The 20,671-nt window shown below is 74.3% G+C and carries 23 protein-coding genes and 2 pseudogenes; 19 read left to right on the top strand and 6 right to left on the bottom strand.

All coding sequences use genetic code 11. The annotated features are described in order from the left end of the window. Positions 1-466 precede the first annotated feature (466 nt). The 4 genes from EOE48_RS27570 to EOE48_RS27555 all read left to right on the top strand — a co-directional run bounded on the left by EOE48_RS27570 (position 467) and on the right by EOE48_RS27555 (position 7,946). Positions 467-892 carry a hypothetical protein gene (locus EOE48_RS27570; protein ID WP_127734088.1) on the top strand — a complete coding sequence of 142 codons (426 nt, stop codon included), beginning with the start codon at positions 467-469 and terminating at the stop codon, positions 890-892. A 64-nt stretch (positions 893-956) separates the two neighbouring features. Further along, complete coding sequence (locus tag EOE48_RS27565; protein WP_127734087.1) at positions 957-7,112, top strand: hypothetical protein; 6,156 nt, start codon at positions 957-959, stop codon at positions 7,110-7,112. A 25-nt stretch (positions 7,113-7,137) separates the two neighbouring features. After that, positions 7,138-7,518, top strand: a complete 381-nt coding sequence (sctX, locus tag EOE48_RS27560; protein ID WP_127734086.1) for a type III secretion apparatus assembly protein SctX — start codon at positions 7,138-7,140, stop codon at positions 7,516-7,518. A 23-nt stretch (positions 7,519-7,541) separates the two neighbouring features. Further along, positions 7,542-7,946: a hypothetical protein gene (locus EOE48_RS27555; RefSeq protein WP_127734085.1), complete on the top strand. Its 405-nt coding sequence runs from the start codon at positions 7,542-7,544 to the stop codon at positions 7,944-7,946. 120 nt (positions 7,947-8,066) lie between these two features. Here the strand turns inward: EOE48_RS27555 and EOE48_RS30145 are convergent, their stop codons facing one another. Further along, the gene (locus EOE48_RS30145) at positions 8,067-8,828 is read right to left on the bottom strand and encodes a hypothetical protein (protein ID WP_246154988.1); all 762 of its coding nucleotides are present in this window, start codon (positions 8,826-8,828) and stop codon (positions 8,067-8,069) included. A 242-nt stretch (positions 8,829-9,070) separates the two neighbouring features. Here EOE48_RS30145 and EOE48_RS30140 point away from each other — a divergent pair, with 242 nt between their 5' ends. Then, positions 9,071-9,577 carry a hypothetical protein gene (locus tag EOE48_RS30140; protein ID WP_246154986.1) on the top strand — a complete coding sequence of 169 codons (507 nt, stop codon included), beginning with the start codon at positions 9,071-9,073 and terminating at the stop codon, positions 9,575-9,577. Positions 9,578-9,607: 30 nt separating this feature from the next. Next, positions 9,608-10,003: a hypothetical protein gene (locus EOE48_RS30135; protein ID WP_246154983.1), complete on the top strand. Its 396-nt coding sequence runs from the start codon at positions 9,608-9,610 to the stop codon at positions 10,001-10,003. 332 nt (positions 10,004-10,335) lie between these two features. Here EOE48_RS30135 and EOE48_RS30540 read toward each other — a convergent pair. Further along, positions 10,336-10,635: pseudogene (locus EOE48_RS30540) on the bottom strand (FHA domain-containing protein); the annotation flags it as partial. Positions 10,636-10,990: 355 nt separating this feature from the next. Here EOE48_RS30540 and sctS point away from each other — a divergent pair. The 8 genes from sctS (at position 10,991) to sctU (ending at position 16,554) form a co-directional block, all read left to right on the top strand. Further along, complete coding sequence (gene sctS, locus EOE48_RS27545; RefSeq protein ID WP_127734083.1) at positions 10,991-11,278, top strand: type III secretion system export apparatus subunit SctS; 288 nt, start codon at positions 10,991-10,993, stop codon at positions 11,276-11,278. Between the two features lie 61 nt (positions 11,279-11,339). Then, positions 11,340-12,140: a Crp/Fnr family transcriptional regulator gene (locus tag EOE48_RS27540; protein ID WP_246154990.1), complete on the top strand. Its 801-nt coding sequence runs from the start codon at positions 11,340-11,342 to the stop codon at positions 12,138-12,140. Further along, positions 12,140-12,388 carry an EscE/YscE/SsaE family type III secretion system needle protein co-chaperone gene (locus EOE48_RS27535; protein ID WP_127734081.1) on the top strand — a complete coding sequence of 83 codons (249 nt, stop codon included), beginning with the start codon at positions 12,140-12,142 and terminating at the stop codon, positions 12,386-12,388. The genes EOE48_RS27540 and EOE48_RS27535 overlap by 1 nt, the downstream gene beginning before the upstream one ends. A gap of 27 nt (positions 12,389-12,415) precedes the next feature. Then, positions 12,416-12,733: an EscF/YscF/HrpA family type III secretion system needle major subunit gene (locus EOE48_RS27530; RefSeq protein WP_127734080.1), complete on the top strand. Its 318-nt coding sequence runs from the start codon at positions 12,416-12,418 to the stop codon at positions 12,731-12,733. Positions 12,734-12,778: 45 nt separating this feature from the next. After that, positions 12,779-14,008, top strand: coding sequence for an HrpJ domain-containing protein (locus tag EOE48_RS27525; protein ID WP_127734079.1), 1,230 nt, complete (start codon positions 12,779-12,781; stop codon positions 14,006-14,008). Further along, entirely contained in the window at positions 14,005-14,382 is a 378-nt protein-coding gene (locus tag EOE48_RS29440) for a CesT family type III secretion system chaperone (protein ID WP_187371572.1), read from the top strand. The genes EOE48_RS27525 and EOE48_RS29440 overlap by 4 nt, the downstream gene beginning before the upstream one ends. A 190-nt stretch (positions 14,383-14,572) precedes the next feature. Next, on the top strand, positions 14,573-15,409 hold the full coding sequence (gene sctT / locus EOE48_RS27520; protein WP_187371571.1) for a type III secretion system export apparatus subunit SctT: 837 nt from the start codon (positions 14,573-14,575) through the stop codon (positions 15,407-15,409). Further along, complete coding sequence (gene sctU, locus EOE48_RS27515) at positions 15,406-16,554, top strand: type III secretion system export apparatus subunit SctU (protein ID WP_127734077.1); 1,149 nt, start codon at positions 15,406-15,408, stop codon at positions 16,552-16,554. Before sctT ends, sctU begins: the two co-directional genes overlap by 4 nt. A gap of 9 nt (positions 16,555-16,563) precedes the next feature. Here the strand turns inward: sctU and EOE48_RS29435 are convergent, their stop codons facing one another. Next, positions 16,564-16,704, bottom strand: coding sequence for a hypothetical protein (locus EOE48_RS29435; RefSeq protein WP_187371570.1), 141 nt, complete (start codon positions 16,702-16,704; stop codon positions 16,564-16,566). Positions 16,705-16,837: 133 nt separating this feature from the next. On the opposite strand from EOE48_RS29435, the gene EOE48_RS27510 reads away from it, so the two are divergent. The 5 genes from EOE48_RS27510 (at position 16,838) to EOE48_RS29430 (ending at position 18,370) form a co-directional block, all read left to right on the top strand. Then, the gene (locus tag EOE48_RS27510; protein WP_127734076.1) at positions 16,838-17,068 is read left to right on the top strand and encodes a hypothetical protein; all 231 of its coding nucleotides are present in this window, start codon (positions 16,838-16,840) and stop codon (positions 17,066-17,068) included. 38 nt (positions 17,069-17,106) lie between these two features. After that, positions 17,107-17,358, top strand: a complete 252-nt coding sequence (locus EOE48_RS27505; RefSeq protein WP_127734075.1) for a hypothetical protein — start codon at positions 17,107-17,109, stop codon at positions 17,356-17,358. 122 nt (positions 17,359-17,480) lie between these two features. Continuing rightward, positions 17,481-17,909, top strand: a complete 429-nt coding sequence (locus tag EOE48_RS27500; protein ID WP_127734074.1) for a hypothetical protein — start codon at positions 17,481-17,483, stop codon at positions 17,907-17,909. Between the two features lie 105 nt (positions 17,910-18,014). Beyond that, on the top strand, positions 18,015-18,203 hold the full coding sequence (locus EOE48_RS27495) for a hypothetical protein (protein WP_127734073.1): 189 nt from the start codon (positions 18,015-18,017) through the stop codon (positions 18,201-18,203). Beyond that, positions 18,200-18,370, top strand: coding sequence for a hypothetical protein (locus EOE48_RS29430; protein ID WP_187371569.1), 171 nt, complete (start codon positions 18,200-18,202; stop codon positions 18,368-18,370). Before EOE48_RS27495 ends, EOE48_RS29430 begins: the two co-directional genes overlap by 4 nt. Positions 18,371-18,373: 3 nt before the next feature. On the opposite strand, the gene EOE48_RS27490 is transcribed toward EOE48_RS29430, so the two are convergent. From EOE48_RS27490 to EOE48_RS29425, 3 genes and pseudogenes are all read right to left on the bottom strand, one after another. Next, entirely contained in the window at positions 18,374-18,847 is a 474-nt protein-coding gene (locus EOE48_RS27490; protein WP_127734072.1) for a DUF805 domain-containing protein, read from the bottom strand. A gap of 112 nt (positions 18,848-18,959) precedes the next feature. Continuing rightward, positions 18,960-20,174 carry a 3-oxoadipyl-CoA thiolase gene (gene pcaF / locus EOE48_RS27485; RefSeq protein WP_127734071.1) on the bottom strand — a complete coding sequence of 405 codons (1,215 nt, stop codon included), beginning with the start codon at positions 20,172-20,174 and terminating at the stop codon, positions 18,960-18,962. A 224-nt stretch (positions 20,175-20,398) separates the two neighbouring features. Further along, positions 20,399-20,671, bottom strand: a pseudogene (locus EOE48_RS29425) (hypothetical protein); the annotation flags it as partial.

The raw sequence follows: 20,671 nt of genomic DNA, 5'->3' as shown, positions 1-20,671 counted from the left end.
CGGCGCCGGCCGGGTCGGCGTCGTCGAACAGCGCCGCCTCGTCGAGGGCGTCGGCGAGGCGCCGGCGCAGGCCGTCGGGGCCCGATCCCGCCGGGCCCGGTCCGGTCGCCGCCGCGCCGGGCGGGCCCGCGAGACTGCGCTCGGGCAGCATCAGCATGTCCCGCATTCCTGCTCCGTTCCCCGCGCCGCGGCCGTCCGGGGTCCGCGCGTCCAGGGTGGTGTCCGCTATAGGCGCGGGCGCCCCGCCATCCTGTGCTGAATGTGACAGCCGGCCGGCGGCGGCGGTCCTAAGCAGAGTTGCACAGGGCAACTCTGCTTAGACCTTGGTTCTTGCATCATTTTCGCCGCCGAAACGGTCACCGTTTCGGCGAATGATGCCTAGCGTCCGCGACGGGTTCGGGACGAGCGCCGTGCGCCCGCCGCCCCGGGGCATCCGACGAGGCATCGAGAGGGAGCCGGCGCAAAGGTGAGACGGCCGACGATCCGATGGACCTCCGCCCCGGACGAGGGCGACGCCGCCGCGGCGGTCGCCGAGATCGAGGCGTGGCGCGCCGCCCAGGGTCCCGGGCCGGATTTCGCGCCGGTGCTCGACCGGCTGCGCCGGGGCGTCGCCGAACTGCTCGCCCTGCCGCGCCTGCGCGAGGACGCGGTGGCCCGGGGGCTCCTGCGCGACCTCGCCGCCGCGCCCGATCCGGCCGCCCTCGACGCCGCCCTCGCGGCGCTGCTGGAGCGGGCGGGAACCCTGGCGTCAGCCAGGGGCCCGGTGCCGGCCGGGGGGCCGGTGGGAGACCGCGCGGCGCCGGAGCCGGAGCCGCCCCGGCCGCCGGAGGCTTTCGTCCGGCCCGCCGCCCTGCCGCCGCGGCGGGCGCCGCGCACCATCATCCGATTGTGACCGGCCCGCGGGGCCGCGCCGCCGACCGGCGGGCGGAACCCGGAGCCGCCGAGGACCCGCGACGATGACCTCCTCCCCCTTCGCGATCGCCTCCGGCCTCTCCGCCGGCACCCTGCCTTCCGCGGCGGCGGCGGTCGATCCCGACGCCTTCGCGCGCTGGCCCGAGGCGGTGCAGGCGGGCTACCTGCGCGCCAACGGCACCGGCCAGCCGCCGGCGGTGGTGCTCGGCAGCGACGCCGCGCGGGCCATCGCCGCGCTGGCGCCGGGCGGCACGGTCGAGATCACCCCGGCCCCGGCCGGGATCGACGCCGCCCCGCGCGACCTCGCGCCGGCCGACTTCCTCGACTGGCCGACCGTCGCCCAGATGGTCTACCTCGCCGCCCGGGGCGGCGGCCCGATCGAGATCGGCCCGGCCGGCGCGTCCCTGCGCGTCGCCCTCGCGACCGACGCGACGGGAACGGCGAGCGGCGTCACGGTGTCGGCGAGCGACGGCCTGCTCGACGCCGACGCCGCCCTGTTCGCCACCGCCCCGGCCGACATGGCGCCCCGGCGCCTGTTCGCCCTGTCGGCCGACGAGCAATACGCCTACGCGGCCCGCCACAGCCGGGCGGTGCCGCCGGTCGTCGCCCTGGCCGGCGCCGGGGCCGACGCCACCGCGATCACCCTGTCGAGCAACGGCCGGCGCTACGAGGTCCGGGTGCCCGCCGGCACCTTCCCGGGCTACGACGCGCCCCTCGCCGGCGGGGAGAGCGCGGTCACGGGCCTGCGCGACTGGCCGGCCGAGATCCGCACCGCCTATGTCGAGGCGCGCGGCGCCGGCACCCCCTACCCCCGCACCGCCGTCGTGCCGGCGGACGGGTCCCTGTGGTCGGTCGCCGGGCCGGGCTTCGAGGCGGAGGAGCGCCCGCTGCCCGCCGGCTTCGCCGCCGCGCCGGCCGCCCTCGACCCGGTCGCCTTCCTGCGCTGGCCGCAGGCCGCGCAGGCCGCGTATCTGCGCCGGACCGTCGCCGGCCCGGAGCCGGTCGCGATCGGCACCCCTCCCGTCCTCACGGCGGCGCTGACCGCCGGCCGGCCGGCGCTGGCGCTGACGGCGCCGGCCACGCCCGACCGGGAGCCGGCGCGGCTCGTCCTCGACCTGTTCCAGCTCTGGCCGCAGGCGGATCAGGCCGCCTACGTCGCGCTCTGGGGCAGCGGCAGCCCGCCTTCGGTCGAACTCGCCCCCGCCGAGGGCCGGCCGCGCACGCTTCTCGCCCGCGACGGCGCGGGCGTCGCGATCGCGCCGTTCCCGGACGGCTACGAGACCGGCCCCGACGCCCTGTCGCCGGCGACCTTCCTCGGCTGGCCTTCGGAGTTCCGCGCGCGCTACGACGCCGCCCGGCTCGCGACGCCGCCGGCCGGGCTCGACCCGGCGACGTTCCTCGGCTGGCCGCCGTTCTTCCGCGAGCGCTACGTCGCCGCCCAGCTCGGCGTCGGCCCGGGCACGCTGGCGATCGGGCCGGACGCGGCGCTCGCCGTCGCGCTGGGCCGCGACGGGCAGGTGAGCATCGCGACGCCCCCCGCCCGGCTCGCCATCGAGGCGTTCCGGTCGTGGCCGGCGGCGGAGCGGATCGCCTATTTCGACCGCACCGCCACCGGCACGCCCCGGGCCCTCGACCTCGTGCGCGACGCGCAGGCGCCGCTCCTCGTCACGGTCGATTCCGCCGGCACGGTGTGGAGCGCGCCGCTGCCGAAGGACTTCGGCGCGGACCCGGCGTCCGTGTCGCCCGCCGACTTCCTGGCCTGGGCACCGGGCTGGCAGGCGCGCTACGCCGCCGGCCACCTCGCGGCCGGCGGGACCTCCGTCGAGATCGGCGGCGGCACGCTCCGGGTCACGCCGACCCCGGACGGGGTGCGGGTCGCCACGACGCCGGACCGCTTCGACCTCGACCTGTTCCGGCTCTGGCCCCCGGCCGACCGGATGGCCTATTTCGCCGCGAACGCCACCGGCACGCCGCCGTCCCTCGACCTGCCGGCCCGGGCCGGCCCTCCGTCCGTGCCGCGCCTCCTCGTCACCCTCGACGGCAGCGGCGCGGTGACGGCGGCGGCGTTCCCGGCCGGCTACCCGGCCGAGGCCGGCACCACGGCCTCGCCCGCGACGTTCCTCGGCTGGCCGCCGGCGTTCCAGCGCCTCTACGCCCTCGCCCACCTCGCGGCCGGGCAGGACTACGCCGAGATCGGCACCGGCACGGGCGCGATCCGGGCGATCCCGGGCGCGGACGGGGTGCGGGTCACCACGACGCCCGCGCAGTTCGACCTCGACGGATTCCGCCTGTGGCCGGCGGCCGACCGGATCGCCTATTTCGCCGCATACGCCACCGGCACCCCCGCGGCGATCGACCTGCCGCGGACCGGCCCCGGGCAGAGCCGGCTCGTCACGCTCGACCGCGACGGGACGGTCCGGGACGCGATCCTGCCGGACAACTTCACCAAGGCGCCGGGCGCGGTGAATCTCACCTCGTTCTTCCTCTCCTGGACCGACGCCCAGCGCCAGACCTACGTCACCCGGAATCTCGCCGGCGCGGCCAGCCTCGACGTCGGATCGCCGGCGGTCACCGTCTCGCGCGATGCCGAGGGCGGCCTGCACTACGCGGCCACGCCGGACCGGCTCGACGGCACGTTCTTCAACGAGTGGCCGGCGGCGGACCGGCTCGCCACCTTCAACCGCTACGCCACCGGCACGCCTCCGGCCCTCGAGACGCCGACTTCGCTCATCACGGTCGACGGCCGCGGCACCATCACCGACTGGCGCAGGTTCCCGCTGACCGCGATTCCCTATCCCCGCGACCCGAGCGTCACGGTTCCGGAGACGACCTACCTGAGATGGGATCCGGTCTTCCAGGCCCGCTACGACGCGGCGCGGGCGACCCTGACGCCGCCGCTCGGCGAGACCGCCTCGATCCTCACCGCCCAGCGCGACGGCGGCTACTCGCCGCGGCCGGACGAGGTCACCGCCACCGCCTTCGCGGCATGGCCCGAGGCCGTTCAGGCGGATTTCGTGCGCGCCTACGGAACCGGGACGCCGCCGGTCCTCCTCCTCGCCCCGTCGAACGGCAACCCGTCGATCGCGCGATTGTCGGCCGCCGGGACGAGCGTCGCGGTGATGCCAGCGCCGGCCGACTTCGTGACGGTGCCGGTGAACCTCGCCGTCGCGACCTTCCTCGGCTGGCCGCAGGCGGTGCAGATCGCCTATGCCGAGGCCAATGCCGCCACCAACCCGCTGGCGATCGGCCCGGCGACGGCGAGCCTCGGCGTCGCGCTGGTGCGCGACGCCGCCGGGCGGGCGACCGGCGTCACCCTGACCGCCAGCGCCGGGCTGACGGCGAGCAACGCCGCCACGAACGAGCTGAACCCGGTCCGGATCACGCCCGAGCGGTTCTTCGCGCTGACGCCGCAGGAACAATACGATTACGTGCTGGCGAACCGGACCAACGCGGCGCCCGCGGCTCCGTCGGCCGACATCGACCTCTCCGGGAAGCTGGCGATCCCCGGTTTCCAGGTCGTGACGGTCACGCTCGACCTCGGCGGCACGCCGTACCGGATCCGCGTGCCCGCCACGACCTATTCCGGCTTCGACACGCCGCTCTCCGGCTCCGTCAGCACGGTGGCGGGCACGGTCCTGGGCTGGCCGCCCCAGGTCCAGACGGCGTATATCGAGGCGCACGCACCGGCCACCAACGCCGCCGGCAAGTCCTATCCCAAGCTGGTCGTGTTCCAGGACCGGAGCAGGGCCGTGGTCGGCTGGATTCCGGCGGCCGGCCGGGCCGCCGAGGTGGCGACGGTGCCGCCCGAGGCCCTGACCGCGACCGGGGCCGACCTCGCGACCTTCGCGGCTTGGCCGCAGGCGGCCCAGGTCGCCTACCTGCTGCGCCAGACCCCGTCGGGCGGCCCGGTCACGCTGGCGTCGTCATCCGGCACCGTCGCGGCGTCTCTGTCCGGCACCCCGCCCGGGGTCGCGTTCGCCGGCACGGCGGTCCTGACGCGACGGCCCGCGCTCCTCGACCTGACCGCGTTCTCGTTCTGGACGGAGGCGGACAAGGCCACCTACCTGCGGGCCTGGGGCACCGGCAACCCGAAGACGGTCGCGGTCCCGGCTGCCACCGGCCGGCCGGCGACGCTGATGCACCTCGACGCGGGCGGCCGGGTCGCGCTGGCGCCGTTCCCGACCGGCTACGACAGCCCGCCCTCCGCCCTGTCGCCGCGGATCTTCCTCGGCTGGCCGTCCTACTTCCGCAACCGCTACTTCGCCGACCACGCCGCCGGCGCCGCCACGCTGACCCTGGGCGCCGGCAGCGGCGCCGTCACGGTGTCGAAGCCGGTGACGAGCACGGCGGCCGACGGCCTCGTGCGGATCGTCACCTCGGCCGGCGATTCCCTGCCGATCCCCTACCACCACCTCATCGGCAGCGAGCAGGGGCTCGACCCCAACCCGAACAAGGCCAGCGCCGAGACGCTGTTCTCCACCCTCGACGGCACGCCGGGCAACACCATCGTCGACAAGCCGCCCGCGGTGCAGGCGGAATTCGGCAAGCCGCCCGGCCAGTTGAGCCCGGCGGCGTTCAACGGCTGGCACACCGCGATCCAGCTCGAATACCTGCGCCGCGAGATGACCGGCACGCCGCCCCGGGTCGAGATCGGCCCCGCGGGCAGCACGATCACCGCCTTCATCTCGGAGAGCGGCACCAAGGTCTACGTCGCCGAGATGCTCGAGAAGCAGGACATCGCCAGGATGTCGCTGGGGGACCAGACCACGCTGGCGCAGCTCCCGGCCTTTCAGGAGGCGAACGGCCTCGGCGACCGCCTCGGCCTGATCGGCCAGAAGGCCTCGGTCCCCGCCGGGCAGGTCAACGCCCGCGGCGAGGTTCAGGCGATGATCGCGGCGGCGCTGAGCCGGATCAACAACCCGCGGCTCTCCAAGACCGACCCGAACTACTCGCCCGGCGGCGACGGGCTCATGCCCGACGCCGACCGCCAGCTGTTCCGCGACCAGATCAACAACATCGGCAAGACGTTTGACGGCATGGCGATCTTCTCGAAGACCGAGATCGACAAGCAGATCGACGAGGTCCTCAAGCGTTTCGACCGGGCCAACGCCTTCGCGGTCAACGTCTTTCGCTTCGATTCCCGCTCCGACGGCTGGCCCTACCTTATGGACACGGCGCGCAACCCCAGCGGGGTCGTCACCGGCACCAACAGCCCCATTCCCCACGCCGCCAACGGAGGGACCCCGATCATGGAGGTGATCGCCGGCTCGCCCGGCTATACCGGGACCGTCACGATCGGCACGCAGGTCTACGACAATCCGCAAGCCGCCTTCAAGACGCTGCTGTCCCAGCATACGCCGAGAGTTCCGGCCTACGACAGCAACGGGAATGGCTCCGTCTCTCTGACCTTGAATCCTCCTGTCCGTATGACCGTGAAGGACCCCGACGGAAAGACCTTCGATTTCACGCTCTCGCATATCGGTTTCAAGGCCTCGAAATCGGCCGCCGACAACAGCAAGATGCCGGTCAGCACCGACGACGGCCAGAAGATCCGCAACGGCTACGACACCTTCATCGCGCAGGAGAAGCAGCTCCTCGGGATCCAGAACGCCCGCCTGGGTCTCGCCCAGGACGGGATGTTCCAGAACCGCGCGCTCGACGTGCCGAACCTCGTCTACCTGTTCCAGCTCTACGCCAACCTCGCCGGCGAGGCCAAGGTGCGGATCGCCACCGAGGAGGTCGAGCAGATCAACGCGCTGCTGAAGACCTACGCGGTGCTGCAGGCCGCCATCAACCGCACCGTCGGCGCCTTCAATCCGGATCCGAAGGACCAGAAGCTCGCCTATGGCGGCGAGAAGGTCGGGCTCTCGGAGGACGAGAAGACCGTGGGCAAGATGTTCTGGCAGGGCTCGGGCTACGACAAGGTCCCGCATCCGATCGAGGCGCTGCTCGGCGTGCCGCGGCCGGCGATGGGCTGGCTCATGGACACGACCTCCGATTCCCGCAGGATGAGCTCCACCACCTGGCAGCAGTACCAGACCACGATCGGCGACGCGGTCTCGCGGCTCAACCAGGAGAGCCAGATCAAGATGAACGAGATCAACTCCATGACCAAGCAGAAGGACCGCAACTTCGACCTCGCCAACAACGCGCTGTCGAAGATGGCCGAGATCGTCCAGAAGGTCGCGAGCGCGGCGTGACGGCAGGATCGCGCGGAGTCCCGGCATGAAGATCGGAAGCCTCGACACTGGCCTCGAATCGGTCACCCGGGTCCGCCCGCGCGACGAGGCGCGGCTGCCGGCGGAGGGCCCTCTCGCCCCCGCCTTCGTGCCGCAGCCGGCGGCCCTCGATGCGGTGCTGCGCCGGCCCTCCCTCGACGAGCGGCTGCCCGACCTGCTCCAGCCCCGCGCCCTCGACCCCGGCCTGCTCCAGCCCGCCGCCCTGACCGAGGCGCGCCTCGCCGCCGGCGCCGCCTTCGCGACGGCGGCCCGCCGGGCGACCGGGCACCGGCGCCGGATCCTCGACGAGGCGTCGCGGATGCTGGCCGAGGACGCCGCCCTCGACGACGAGGTGCGCACCGCCCTCGCGGCGCTCCTGCGCGCCTGACCCCGCCAAGCCCCGGCCCCCGCATGTCCTCGCTTCTGGTCGTCCCCCCCGGCACCCCGCCCGCCCGCGACGAGGCGGCCCTCGACGCGCGCGGGCGCGACTTCCTGCTGCTGACGATCTTCGTCCTCGCCCAGCAGGGCTACGTCGACCGCGCCGGCATCCTCGCCGAGGCGCTGCACATGGCCGGCGACGCCAGCGCCGAGGTGCTGCTCGCCCGGGCGGTGCTGCGCTTCTTCGCCGGGGACTGGGCGGCCGCCCTCGCCTGCCTCGACGAGCTCGACCGCGCCGCGCCGGTCGAGCGGTTCGGCAGCTACACCCTGACCGACCGCGAGCGGATGCGCCGCTACCTCAAGGCCCGCTGCCTGTTCGAGCTCGGCGAGACCGCCGGCGCCCGCGAGGCGGTCGGGATCTACCTGCGCCACGGCTGAGCCCGACGTCATACGAAATCCGAATAATCGCATTCGCGATGCGGATTTCGGCTTCGCTCAAGCGCCACGCGGGCTTCGATCCGGTTTTTGAACGGATCGTCCAAAAACCGGATCATCCCCCTACTGCGTGATCTTCCAGGCGAGGTCGGGCTCGAACGCCACCGCCGCCAGCCCGCGGTTGAGCTGGATCGCCACGCCGAGCTCCCCGATGGCGACGAGGCGGCTCGACCGGTCGGGCGCGGCCCCCTCGTACATCCGCCGCCCGGCCCGGGTGAGCACGAAGCGCTGCCGCAGCAGGTTCACCCCGGTGATGTCGAGGGAGAACGGGGCGAGGTCGCGGGTGATGAAGCGGATGAAGGACGGGTTGCGCCCCACCTCGCGCAGGTAGAGCGAGTGCGTCACCGCCTCGCGCCCGGCCTCGCCAGCGCAGGACGCGGTCCGGTCGGGGTTCAGGGCGGCCTCCAGCAGCAGGACCTGCGTGTCCCGGTTGAACCCGGTCAGCGAGATCCCGTCGCTGGCGCTCAGGATGTCGAGCCAGAACAGCGCCACCGGGATGTCGGCGGCGCGCAACTGCGCGTCGGGCCAGCAGGCGGCGCCTTCGGCCCGGCGCGGCGCCAGCAGCGGCAGGTACCAGTCCGGCACCTCGCCCTGCGCCGCCGGCCGGCCCGATCCCCGGCGCAGGGTGTCGAGGGCGATCCGCAGCGCCCGGCCCTGCGGGTCGGCGTCGAGGGTGCCGTTGCGCCAGCGCTCGACGAGTGCCCGGCTGCGCGCCGCGAGGTCTGCGGCGGTCTCCTCGGCCGGGGTGCCGGGCGCCGACCGCCCCGAGCACGAGGGCGGCCGCTCCCGGGCCGGGCCGGTTCGGGGCGTCGGTCGCCGCCGCACCGCCTCCGGCGGGTCTCGTCTCCGGCGCGACGCCGTTGCCCGGCCCCGCGGGCGGCCGGTCCGCGTCGCGGTTCCGATCCGCCGCGAGGCGCCCCTCGCCCGCTCCGCCGGAGGCGGCCGCCGGTCGGCCGGACGAACGCGGATCGCGGCCGGATGCATCCTCCGGCGCCGGAACCGGCTCCGCTCCCCCGCCGGCGCCCGTGCCGGACGGCGACGGGCCCGCCTGCCGCGGCTCGCGGCCGGTGTTCGCGTCCGCGCCGATGATCGGCGTCGGGCCCGCCGGTTGCGCCTCGCGGCCGGTCGCGCCGTCCGGCGGGCCGGTGCGCGTCGCCGTCGCGAGCCGCGGCTCCTCGGCCCCGGGCCGGGCGTTCGACGCGGTCGCGGCGGGGGCCTCCTCGGCGCGCGCCGCCGGCGCCGGTGCGGCCTCGCTGGAGGTGGACGGCCTGTCGGCCGCGCTGGAGGTGGACGGCCTGTCGGCCTCTCGGCCGGGCGGCTTCGGCCCGCCGGTCCGCTCGGCGCCGCCCGCCGGGGCCGCCGCGGTCCCGGCGGAGTCCGAGCCGGCGGCGAAGACCTCGCCGAGCTGGAACGAGCCCTGCCGCAGGCGGTCGAGGTCGAGCGCCGTCTCGCCGGCGCTGGGCTGGCCGCCGACGACGATCGCCCGCTCGGTCCCGGCGAGCGGCGCGCTGCCGGGCGTCTGGAGCTGCACCAGCGAGCGCAGCGGGATCTCGCGGGAGAAGCGGCGGACGTAGCCCTGCAGGAAGCCGACCCAGGCGTCGATCTTGGCGACCGGGATCGCCCCGCTCGCCTCGATCACCTCGCCGTCGGCGCGCAGGAGGATCCAGGGCTGGATCCGGCTGGTCGCGGCGAGCTTCTCGACCTCGGTCAGGAGCGTCGCGGCCGTGCGGATCCGGTCGTCGATGCCCGACAGGCCGAGGACGAGGTCGCGCACCAGCGCGACGAACCGGTTCGCCCGCTCGGGGTTCAGGATCGTGCCGTCGAGGGTGAGCCCGCCGGTGCGGTCGAGGGTCGGGACCACGGCGACGCGCTGCGCCTGGATCAGGCTCTCGACCTCGCCGCGCAGGGTCTGGAGCACCCACAGCCGGGTGCGGGCCGGGACGCCGGTGCGCTCCAGCGCCCCGGTGACGGCGCGGCGCTCGACCGGGGTCTCGACGTAGCCGCTGACGTAGATCGCCCCGTCGACCTCCTGGCGCGCGTCGAGGGCGCGGCCGAACGGCAGCGCGTCGAGGGCCGCGCGCACCGCCGCGAGGTCCTGCACCCCCGCCGCCGCGAGGTCGGCCCGCCGCGGCAGGCCGCCGTCGAGGAGCATCCACGTCCCGCCCGCGAGCAGCAGCGCCAGCGCCAGCGCCGGACCGGCGAGGTGGCGCAGGCGCTCGCGGGAGAGCCACGGCAGCGACGCGGCCGGCGCCGCCGCCGCGACCGGCACCGGCGGCTCGACCTCGGCCTCGGTGATCGTGGCCCATTGCGAGGTCGGGTAGCCGAGGGCGAAGCGGGTGGTGCCGGCGGTGACGAGGTCGAGCGGCTCGATCTCCCGCCACGGCTCGTCGGGGCCGAGCGCGATCCCGGCGGCGGTGCGCAGCGTCCCGGTGCCGCCGGCCAGCTCGATCTTGCCGGGCGAGACCCGCAGCCGGGCGTGGCCGGGCTTGAGGCTGACGTCGACGAGCTGGATGTCGTCGTCGGGGCCGCTGCCCAGGCCGTAGGTGCCCGCCGCCAGGGTGACCTCGGCCCCCGCCTGCACGCCGCTGAAGATCTTCAGGATCGCGGGATCGGAGGGACGCGGGTCGGCCACGGCAGGTTCCTGGATTGTCCGGGCGCCGAGCCCCGACGCCCGGGAGGTCCGATACACTGCCGAAGCGACGCGGATCGGGTTCTACGTAGTCGTGCGCGGCACCGGCAAGGTCTTATCGCCCGGGCACGGCAGGATGAGAACGCGCGGAGTGCGGAGCTGAGACTGCGGCGAAACTTTTGGGACCGCAGGATGAGCGGAGGTTCGCGCGATCCGGTATGTCCCACCTTGAGAGAGGCATCCGCCATGACGTAAGGACAGGCGACGATGCGCGAGTCGGGGGCGAGAGCATGGCCAGTTGCTGCCTTGGGGCCGGATGCGTCCCCGGGTCGTCGGTCCCGTCCTGCGGAGCGCCGTGATGTCGCCCTCGGACGCCGTGCACCAGATCACCGAATCGATGATGCTCGTGATGCTGCTGTCGATGCCGCCGATCCTCGTCGCCTCGGTGGTCGGCATCGGCGTCAGCCTGCTCCAGGCCCTCACCCAGGTGCAGGAGCAGACCCTGCCCTTCGCGATCAAGCTCGTGGCGGTGGCGGCCACCATCGCGGCGATGGCGGGATTCCTCGGCAGCGAGATGCTGATCTACACCCGCAAGCTGTTCGACGACTTCCCGACCATCACCCGCAGCATGCCGGCGCGTCCCTGATGCCGGCCGCGACGAGACCGGCCGCGGGCCGGACACACCCGGAGGGAGCGCGGTGACGACGATGCTCGCCAAGATCTCCTCGACCACCAGGGTCTCTCCTGCCAGCCTCGCCCCGGCGGTGCCGCTGCAGGTCGTGCCCTCGGCGCCGTGCCGGTCGGAGGCCGCCCTCGCCGGCGCCTTCGAGGCCGGCGACTTCGCGCGCCTCGGTCCCGAGGCGAGGCAGGCCCTCGCGCGTGCCGCCACGCGGCGCAGCTTCGGCCACAACGCCTTCATCTACCTCCAGGACGACGAGGCCCGGCACCTGTTCTTCGTGCTCTCGGGCCATGTCCGCCTGTCCTACCTCCTGGACGACGGCTCGACGGTCCTGCACGGAATTCTGCCGCCCGGGGAGAGCTTCGGCGAACTCGGCGTGTTCGAGAACAGCACCTATTGCGACATGGCGACCGCGGTGGGCGCCCTGACGACGGCGAGCATCCCGATCCAGGCCTTCCGGACCCTGTCCGAGCGGCACCCGGAGATCGGCGACGCCCTCGCGCGCGTCGTCGCCCGGCGCTACCGCTCCTACGTCACGCTCACCCGCGACCTCAGCCTCAAGACCCTGCCGGCGCGGCTCGCCCAGGCGGTCCTGCGCCTCGCCGACGGGCTCGGCACCTGGGCCGAGGTCAAGGGGCGGCGGGTCGGCCTGCTCGGGGCGGTGGTCAACCAGACCGATCTCGGCCTGATGGCGCGCGGCTCGCGCGGCAACGTCAACCGCGCCCTCAAGGCGTGGGAGCGCGCCGGCTGGATTGGGATGCAGGATCGCTGCATCCTGATCCTCGACCGCGCCCGCCTCGAAGGGCTGGCGGTCGAGGAGGTGCTGTGATGACGGCCACCGGCGAGGGCCCGGAGACGGGCGAGCGCTTCGGCATGACCGATCTCGAGGAGGCCCTGCAGGGCGCGGACGGCGCCGACGTGCGCCGGGCGGCCCTCGACCGGCTCGACGCGATGGGCGCGCGCGTCGCCCGCCGCATCGCCCAGGGAACGACGGCGGCCGAGTTCGGCCGGCTCGACGTTCTCGCCAACGCCATCTCGGCGGCGCAGCACGTCCTGCTGCGCACCGGACCCCGATAGCCCCGACGACCCGACAGGAGACCGACCATGGCCGCAGGCACCACCCGTACCGGAACCGCCAGCTTCTACGCCACCAACGAGACCACCCGCGCGGACTACTCCACCAACCTCAACGGCTACGACGGCTTCGACCTGATCTGGCGGCAGAACTACCTCCAGACCCAGATGAAGAGCATCGAGAACGACATCCGCACGATCGAGAAGAACTCGAACCTGTCGGACACCGAGAAGATGTTCTCGATGCAGATGGCGATGAACAGCTGGTCGGCGATCAGCAACCTGCGCACCAACATGCTCAAGTCGGTCTCCGACACGCTGAAGTCGGTCGCCCGCAACGTCGCCTGAGTCGGGCGGCGCCGGCGCCCGCGGGCCGGCACGGGAACGCGCACGATGTCAGGATCGTCCGAGATCGGCCGCCAGACCGTGGCCGCCTTCAACATGGTCTCGCCGGTCGGCGCCGAGATCGTCCACGAGGTCCAGGGCCGCTACCGCGGCGAGGCGGTGAGCGTCTCGTCCGAGGAATCGCGGCTCACCGACGCCGCCGAGGAACTCGGCATGTCGGTGGCCCACCGCGCCGACAAGAAGTCCCTCGGCGAGCGCACCGTCCGCCCCGGCCGGATGGTCGACCCGGAGGCGATCGCGCGGCTCCAGGGCTACCTCGACAAGCTGCCCGACATGCCCCGCGAGGCCGCGCTCCTCGCCCTCGTCGAGCAGATCGAATCGTTCCAGGAGCGCCTGCGCGGCGACGGCGAGGCGCCGACCAGGGACGACGTGCTGGCCGCCCTGCGCGCCTTCGACGGCGACGTCACCCACCAATATGCCGGGCTCGAGGCGGCGCGGGCGCATGCCGAGGCCACCGGCGCCGACCCGGCCTTGCTCGCCCTCCTCGACGAGGCCCGGGCCGAGTTCCAGAAGACCGACGTCGCCCGCGACGTCCATGCCGGCTTCGCCGTCGCCGAGGTCGCCTCCCGGGCCGCCGCGACCCTGGAGACCGACCCGGCCGCGGTGCGCGACGCCTACCGGGCGATGCTGCGCGAGTCGATGCATGTCGGCCAGCTCTTCGACGCGCTGGCGCGCTTCGACGTGCTGCGCTCGTTCGGCGAGGCGGTCGAGACCTTCCGCACTGCCGCCGGCCGCGACCTCGCCAGCACCGGCCCCTCGACCGATCCGGCCTTCCTGCACGGGCTGCTCACCGAGCTCGGCAAGCTCAAGAAGATGCAGACGGTGTTCGACGCCACCCGGCAGCTCATCCACCTCACCGAGCGCGGCCGCCGGCTCGGGGCCTCGGCCGATCCGGTCGAGCAGACCAGCCGGCTGCTCAACTTCGCCGCCCAGGCCAGCGCCGGCCCGGCCGATGCCCGCCGGCTCCTCGGCGCCTTCGCCGAGCGGGCGCTCGCGGTCCAGATCGCCTACGCCAACGGCCTGCGCGGCCTGCACGGCGAGATCCCGGACGACGCCATGCCCTCGCTCCCGTCGCGGCTCCAGCAGGGCAAGGCGATCCTCGCGCTCCTCGACGACCTCGTCGCCGAGGAGGAGCGGGAGGAGGACGAGGCGGCCGGCGACGGGCCGGACACGGCCCCCGGCCGGCCGGTGACGGCGCCGCGGGAGGAGCGCCGGTGAGCCTCTCGCCCACCAGCCTGCGGGCGGCCGAGGACTTCGCCCGCGGGCTCGGCCTGCCGCTGCGGCCGGCCCGGGACGGCAGCGTCGGCTTCGTGTTCGCGACGACCGGCACCCTCACCCTGACCGGGTCCCGCGACGGGCGGCGCGTCCTCGTCAGCCTCGCGCGCCGGCCGGCCCGGCCCGACCCCGACCTGCTCGGCCGGGCGCTCGCCCGGGCCGGGCTCGACCCGGCCACCGGGCGGCTCGTCCATGCCGGCCTCGCCGCCGACGGCAGCCTCGTGTTCAGCCTCGGCCTCGACGAGGGCGAATGCGACCGGCCGACCCTCGACGGCTGCCTCGAGCAGCTCGCCGCCGCCCATCACGGCCTCGACTGAGGGCTTGTGCCGAACGAGACTGCGGGCGCCGGCCGTGCGCCTACAAGGACAGGCGGGACGGCGGGGACCGCGATGCGATTCCCGCGTCCGGTGCGGGGAGGAAGTGGGCCATGATGGTGGGCCGGCGGCGGACCGATGCCGAGGACCGACGCGGGACAGCGCCGGCGCCGCGCGGGCGCGCGAGGCCGGCATGACCGACCTGCGCGAGACCCTGGCCCTGTTCCTCCGGCTGTTCGACCGGGAGATCCTCGCGATGATCCTCACCCTGCCGCGGGTCTACGCCTTCATGGCGGTGTCGGGCCTGCTCGCCGCCTCGGCGGTGCCGCGGCCGGCGCGGGTGGCGGTCATCCTCGGGCTCTCCGTGGTGCCGGCGGGCATCAACCTCGCGCATGTCGACGGCTTCGACCGGCAGATCTCGAGCTTCGCCGCCTACCTTGCCAAGGAGGCGGCGATCGGCTTCGTGCTCGGCAGCCTCGTCGGCTGGGTGTTCTGGGCGGTGCAGTCGGCGGGCGCGCTGATCGACAACCAGCGCGGCTCCTCGATGGCCTCGTCGATCGACCCGCTCCAGGGCCAGGAGACCTCTCCGCTCGGCATCGCGTTCTCGCAGGTCTTCCTCACCTACGTGTTCGTCGCCGGCGCGGCGCTGCCGGTGATCGGCGTGCTCTACCGCTCCTTCGCGCTCTGGCCGGCCCCGAGCGCCCTGCCGGTGCTGACCGAGCGGTTCCCGGCCCTGATGCTCGGCGCCTTCGACCACGCGGTGCGCTTCGTCGTCATCATGGCGGCGCCGATCGTCGCGGTGATGTTCCTGGCCGAGTTCGCCCTGGCGATGGTCAGCCGCTTCGCGCCGCAGGTCCAGGTCTTCGTCCTCGCCATGCCGATCAAGAGCGGATTGGCGATGTTCATGCTGGTCGTCTACTTCGCGACCCTGCTGCCCTACGCCGCCGGCGAGACCGCGGTGTTCGGCCGCTACGTCGCCGCCCTCGACGGGCTGCTGCGCGCCGCACCCGTACCGGGAGGCGCCCGGTGAGCGGCTCGTCGGGCGAGAAGACCGAGCTCCCCACCCCCAAGCGCGAGCGCGACGCCCGCCAGCGCGGGCAGGTGGCGCGCAGCCAGGAGGCGGTGACCGCCGGCTCGCTGCTCGCGGTGATCCTCTACGTCTGGCTCGCCTGGGGCGACATCACCCGGCGGCTCGTCGGGCTGTTCGATCTCGCCGCCACCCTGGCGCTCGGCGACTTCCGGGTCGCGGCGAGCCAGGGGCTGGCGATCGTCGGCCGCGAGGTGGTGGCGATCCTGGCGCCGGTCGTGCTCGTCACCATCGTGGCGGCGGTCGCCACCAACGTGCTGCAGTTCGGCATCCTGTTCGCCTTCGAGGCGCTGCAGCCCAAGCTCGACAAGATCAGCCCGGCCGCCGGCGTCAAGCGCATCTTCTCGATGAAGCAGATCGTCGAGCTGCTGAAATCGCTGCTCAAGATCGCGGTCCTGTCGGTGCTGCTGTACTACGTCCTGCGCGACACGATCGGCCCGTTCACCTACACCCTCGCCTGCGGCCTGCCGTGCCAGATCAACCTGGTGTCGGCGGTGCTGATGCAGACGCTGCTGTATTCCGGCGCCGCCTTCGTCATCGTGGCGCTCGCCGACTTCGCCTACCAGAAGCATCATCACGTCAAGAGCCTGATGATGAGCAAGGACGAGGTGAAGCGCGAGTACAAGGAGAGCGAGGGCGATCCCCACATCAAGGGCAAGCGCAAGCAGATCGCCCAGGAACTCGCCATGGGCGACGGCGGCGAGGCGGCGCGCAAGGGCACGGCGGTCGTCGTCAACCCGACCCATCTCGCGGTGGTGCTGCACTACGACCCCGAGACGGCGCCGGTGCCGGTCGTCACCGCCAAGGGCCGCGAGGCCCAGGCGGTGTACCTGCGCGGACAGGCCGAACTCGCCGGCGTGCCGGTGTTCCGCAACGTGCCCCTGGCCCGCACGCTCTACGCCGAGACCGCCATCAACGAGACGATCCCCGACGCGCTGTTCGACGTGGTGGCGGAGGTGTTGGCCTGGGTCGCGCGCAACCGCCACCTGCTCTATCGTGAGCGTCTGGCGCACGGAGTGATCGACATGGAAGCGGGCGACCACCGCCGCGACCCGGCCGGCGCCGCCGCGCGGGAGCGGGCGCCGTGAGCGCGTTCCTCAGCCCGGCACCCGCCAGGTGCCCGATTCGTCCGGCGCGAGGTCGATCGGCTCGGCCGGGCCCGGGGCGCCCTGGCCGGGTTCCGACGGCGCCGGCTCGCAGGCGTCGATCGCCGATTCGAGGCTCGACCGGGAGATCATGCCCGCTGAGTAAAGCCTTATGATATCTCCGAGATTGCTCTGTCCCATCGTCTCGTCCGTCGCTGGCGGGGCGGCTTTGGGCGATAATGGCGGGCATTCGTATCGGTTCCTTATGGGAATCGTGCTGGCTTCGATGCTCCTGATTCCGAGTCCGGTTACCGCGCAGGGCGGGCTGATCCTCGACGAGCTCGCCCGGCGGGAGCGGGAGGCGGTCCGGGCGCTCGACCGCGGCGCCGACGACCGGGCCGCGGCGCGGCGCCGCGACGAGGACCGGGACTGGAACCGCCGGGAGGAGTCGCGCCGCGACGCCCGGCGCGAGATCGAGCGCCGAGAGGAGGAGCGAGCCCGTGACCGACGCCCCTGAGGCCCCGCCCCGCCCCTCGGCCCGCGCGCCGCGGGGCGGTGCCCCCGGGCCCGCCCGCCGGCGGGCCGCCGGTGGTCGTGCTGCCGCCGGTGCCGGCCGGGCCGCTGCTGGTGGTGCGCCACGTCCGTTGCCTGCCGGGCTTCGCCCCCGACGAGGCCGGCGCCTGCCGGCGCTTCGACGATCCGGTGATCGTCTGCCGGCCGCTGCCGGGCAGCGCCTCCCCCTGCGGCGTGCTGCCGCCGAGCCCGACGCCCTACGGGCTCGGCCCGGCGATGCGGCTGAACTACTGATGCGAAATTCGGAAGATTGCTTCCGAATTTCGCATCACAAGCCCGCGCGGCGCATGAGCGGAGTCGATGTCCGCATCGCGAAGCGATCGAACGGAAATCGTATGACCCGGAGGACGTCCGACGTGACACGCGGGAATTCGGCTGGTCCACCCACGCGGCGGCTCGCCCGGCTGCTCGTCCTCGGCGCCGTCCTCGTCGGCGCGGCCGGCGCGGCCGAGGCCCGGGAGCCGCCGGGGCGGGTCGACCTCGAATGCACGAACCTGCGCCGCCTCAGCGACAACTTCGTGCTCGACCTCAAGCTGCGCTTCAGCTTCAGCCGGCGCGAGCGGCGCTACGTCCGGTTCGAGAATGCCGGGCGCGGCTGGCAGCTCGTCGGGCAGCGGCCCTATGCCGAGGTCACCCCGACCCGCATCGTCATGGCCGACGACGCCGCGCTCACCGCCTATGTCGAGCGCCTGACCGGCGACTACTACCAGATCGACCACACCGCGACCGGGCTGTCGGTGTGGGGGCGCTGCGTGCGGGTCGGGGGGATGTGGCGGGCGCTGTGAGGCGGGACCCGCCGCGCCGGGTCCGATTCCCGCCACCTGTCACCGTGGCGCTGCATCCCGGAGCCCCGGGGGGTGCTATGCGACGGACCGATCAGGAACACATCCGTGCCGCGTCTCCGCTCCGCCATCCATGGCGCCGTCCTCTCCCTGGCCGCCCTCGCGGCGATCTGGCTGATCGCCGATCACGCCGAGCATTCGCGCCTGCGCCGCGCCCTGGAGGCCGCGACCGGCCTCCAGCTCGGCACCGCCGCCCTGTCGCTGTCCGAGGCCGGCGGGCAGGTGGCGTCGCGATGAGACTGCGCCTCGCCCTGCCGCTCGCCTGCGGCGCCGTCCTCGGCCTCACCCTGCTCGCCCTGTGGCAGTGGGTGATGCCGGGCCAGCCGGTGCTCGCCCTCGGCGACGCCGTCGCGGCCGCCGCAGCGGCGAATGCCGGCCTGCTGCTGCTCGGCCGGTTCGAGTAGGCGCTACACGCCGTCCGGGGCGGGGCCGAACCGGTTGGGACCGGGCGTCCCGCGCCGCCCGAAGGTCAGGACCATCAGCCACAGCGACAGGCCGAGGCCGACCAGGCTCAGGATCGTGGCCCCGGCGGCCCCGGCCTCGCCGGCGAGCCGGGAGGCCGGATACTCGGCGATCCACAGCGCGTCGCTGAGGACGATCCACCAGCCGGTCCGGTCGAGGTCGTGCAGCCGGCGGATCATCTGGATCGTGGCCGGGATCAGCAGCAGGGGCAGCAGCCCCGCGCTGGCGAAGGCCGCCGGACGCCATTCGAGGCGGGCGAACACCACCGCGAGGCAGACCAGCCCGATCACCGCGGCGGCGTAGCCGAGGGACCAGCGCTGAAACTCCCGCCGCGCCATGCGGCCGTGCGGGCTGAGCAGCACCCGCCACAGGGCCCCGGATCCCGTCCGTCCCTCGCCCAGAATTCCCGCCTGCTGCATCCCGCGACTCCCGATCCGCCGGCCGAGCGCCCATCGTCCGGGGACCGGATGAGGAATTCGTGACCCCGCGGCGGGTCGGCGGCCGGTTCCCGGTGGACCGGTTTACGGCCCCCTACCCCACCCGCTCGACCGCGAGCGCCACGCCCTGCCCGACGCCGACGCACATCGTGGCCAGCCCGAGCCGGCCGCCGCGGCGCACCAGCTCGCGCGTCACCGCGCCGGCGATGCGGGCGCCCGACATGCCGAGCGGATGGCCCAGCGCGATCGCGCCGCCATGCGGGTTGACGTGGCCGGCATCGTCCGGGAGCCCGAGGCCGCGCAGGCAGGCGAGCGCCTGCGACGCGAACGCCTCGTTCAGCTCGATCGCGTCGAAATCCGCGGGCGCGAGCCCGAGCCGGGCGCAGAGCTTCTGCACCGCCGGAATCGGGCCGACGCCCATCACCCGCGGCGCGACGCCCGCCGAGGCGAGGCCGAGCACCCGGGCGAGCGGGGTCAGGCCGTGGCGGGCGGCGGCGTCCGCCGAGGCGAGCACCAGGGCGGCGGCGCCGTCGTTGACGCCGGACGCGTTGCCCGCCGTCACCGTGCCGTCCCGGCGCACGAAGGGCTTCAGCTTCGCCAGCACCTCCGCGGTGGTGTCGGCGCGCGGATGCTCGTCGCGCTCGACCTTGACGTGGCCGCCCTTGCGGTCGGGGATCTCGACCGCGACGATCTCCTCGGCGAAGATCCCCTCGGCCTGGGCGCGGGCCGCCCGCTGCTGCGAGCGCAGGGCGAAGGCGTCCTGGTCGGCGCGGGAGATGCCGTGCTCGTCGGCGACGGCCTCGGCGGTCTCGGGCATCGAATCGACGCCGTACTGGTGCTTGAGCACCGGGTTGACGAAGCGCCAGCCGATCGTGGTGTCGTGGATCTCGGACTGCCGCTGCCACGGCTCGGCGGCCTTGCCCATCACGAACGGCGCCCGGGTCATCGACTCGACCCCGCCGGCGAGCGCGAGGTCGAGGTCGCCGGCCCGGATCGCCCGGGCGGCGGCGCCGACCGCGTCGAGGCCCGAGGCGCACAGCCGGTTCAGGGTCTGGCCCGGCACGGTCTCGGGCAGGCCGGCGAGCAGCAAGGCCATGCGGGCGACGTTGCGGTTGTCCTCGCCGGCCTGGTTGGCGCAGCCGAGGAACACCTCCTCGACGCCCTCCTTCAGGGAGTGGTGGCGGGCGGCGAGCGCCGCCAGCGGCACCGCCGCGAGGTCGTCGGCCCGCACCTTGGCGAGCGCGCCGCCGTAGCGGCCGATCGGCGTGCGCACGAAATCACAGATGTAGACGTCCCGCGTCGCGCTCATGGCGCCCTCCCGAGGCTTGGGCCTGCCGGGCCGCGGCCCGGTGCCGGACGCGCAGGTCCGGCGCCGCGCTTTCGAAGGCGCGGTACGGCATCACCATAGCGGGGGAACGGGGGAACGGAAGTCCTCGCCGGACGAGGGGCGGGGTTGCGCCGGGCGTCTCGTGGCGGCGGTACGGGCGGGCGCCGCCCTCGGGTCGTCAGGGCCTCGTCGTCAGGGCCTCGTCGTCAGGGCTTGGCGGTCTCGGTCGCCTCGGGCAGGGCTGCGGCGGTCTGCGAGACGGCCGTGGCCGGCTTGCGCAGGGCGAAGTGCCGGAACTCGGCCGGGCGCCGGGGCGGCAGCGGGGCCGCGGCGGCCTCCACGGTCTCGGCCGGGGCGGCGGGCGCGGCTGCGGCGGCTGGAGTAGCCTGGGCCACGGCGGCCGGGAACGGCGCGGCGGCGGGTGCCGCCGCCAAGGCGCCGGCCAGGGCCCGCATAGTGGCGGGGATTGCGGCCCGGGC

It is taken from the genome of Methylobacterium oryzihabitans, from assembly GCF_004004555.2.
In the GTDB taxonomy this organism is placed as follows: domain Bacteria; phylum Pseudomonadota; class Alphaproteobacteria; order Rhizobiales; family Beijerinckiaceae; genus Methylobacterium; species Methylobacterium oryzihabitans.
Note: the sequence above shows the minus strand (reverse complement) of the source record. Positions and strands in the feature narration are given on the sequence as shown.